At 61.9% G+C, this 1,198-nt stretch carries 1 protein-coding gene; it reads right to left on the bottom strand.

Annotation, left to right across the window (positions count from 1 at the left end):
- The coding region (locus tag AC1DQP_RS20730; protein ID WP_478052461.1) for a hypothetical protein at positions 1 to 263 on the bottom strand (263 nt) is incomplete at its 3' end.
- Positions 264 to 1,198 lie beyond the last annotated feature (935 nt).

Raw genomic sequence — 1,198 nt, 5'->3', positions numbered from 1 at the left:
AGCTTGCGGAGCACGGCCTTCTCCACAAGGGGCTTAGCGCCCGAAGCCCAGCGGTCGGGGAACAAATCCGGTCCCAGGGTCTGGCAGAACGCCTCGACCGCGAAAGCCGTCAGAACGACGGCGCCGGTAACCACGTGCAGCTTGGATGCGCCCTGTTCGCGGGCTGCCCGTCTCAGAACCCGGGCAGCGTGGTTCAGCTCTGGCCACGGGTGATAGGAAGCTTCACCCACCGCTCTAACCTTCTTCTTGATGTTCACTCGCATGCCCCCCCTTTCCGGCGGCGGGAGTATGCCAGACGGCATGGCGCTTCTCACCCCGTCCAGCGGGCGATTCCCTTCAAAAATGTGACGCGCATCGCCTGGGTTTTTAGCGGCGCCGAGCACCAACGTCACTTTCGGAAGACCCTTCCGATGGGCCCGGTTTGACATCTTGGTCGCCTCAGTCGGCGTTCGGATTCCACGTTCCATTACCCATCAGGGCAGACGCTAGCCCGCTCCAACCTGCATCGTCAGCTAGGCGGTCGCCGAGTCCGTGGTCCGAAAGAGGGCTGTGTCGGTTCCCAAGCTGTCGAGAACACGCTCGTTGCGGCTCTTTGGCGAACATCGTCCGGGGACTGCCCACAACCCTTCTTTGTTTCTTTCAACCTCCCACTCTGCCTCAGCCAAGGACAAATGATGGAGGTGAGGCCGACGGGCAGYCCGATGGATGGCATCGGCTAGCGCTTCCATTTCACTTCCAAACCAGCGGTAACCGTTGACGCAGATGGCGATGGGCTGATCCGACGGATGCGGATAATGCGGGAGGATCTCCTGCATCTGCTCTGCGGCTATCCCGACGGTGAGGTCCAGGAACATGGGCGTAGAAGCCCAATGAGCCATCGCGGAGCGGGCACTGGGGGTCATAGCTGATCCAAAGGGAGACCGGGGATGAACGGCAATAGTCCGATCGCGGGAGTACAGAGGCCGTGAGCGTCTCCATACTCGATAACACCGCTTTCGGTGGGGCGACTCATCCCCCTGCCTCGTGACCTTCTGTTTCCACCGCTTCCGGCGCCGAGGCAGCCCCTCCTGTGCTGCCCTCGGAAGGACCCTTCCTCAGTCCCTGCAGTGCCGCCAAAACTCCCATCAAACCTTGATCGCTCTCCACGGCCAGGTCATAGCGACTGCGCCGGGAGTGGTCGCGCTCGCTTATCCATGCC

It is taken from the genome of Stenotrophomonas sp. P5_A8 (genome assembly GCF_056400545.1).
This window is presented reverse-complemented; position numbering and strand designations above follow the sequence as displayed.